This window comes from Amphritea pacifica (assembly GCF_016924145.1).
Taxonomy (GTDB): Bacteria; Pseudomonadota; Gammaproteobacteria; order Pseudomonadales; family Balneatricaceae; genus Amphritea; species Amphritea pacifica.
In genome coordinates, this window is record NZ_JAFFZO010000237.1 from 1 (window position 1) to 255 (window position 255).

At 54.9% G+C, this 255-nt stretch carries 1 rRNA gene; it reads left to right on the top strand.

What is annotated here, in order from left to right:
- A 16S ribosomal RNA gene (locus JW499_RS23285) occupies nt 1-255 on the top strand; the annotation flags it as partial.

Sequence of the window (255 nt, forward strand, 5' to 3'; positions counted from 1 at the left end):
GGCCCAGACTCCTACGGGAGGCAGCAGTGGGGAATATTGCACAATGGGCGAAAGCCTGATGCAGCCATGCCGCGTGTGTGAAGAAGGCCTTAGGGTTGTAAAGCACTTTCAGCAGTGAGGAAAGGTTGCAGATTAATACTCTGTAGCTGTGACGTTAACTGCAGAAGAAGGACCGGCTAACTCCGTGCCAGCAGCCGCGGTAATACGGAGGGTCCGAGCGTTAATCGGAATTACTGGGCGTAAAGCGCGCGTAGG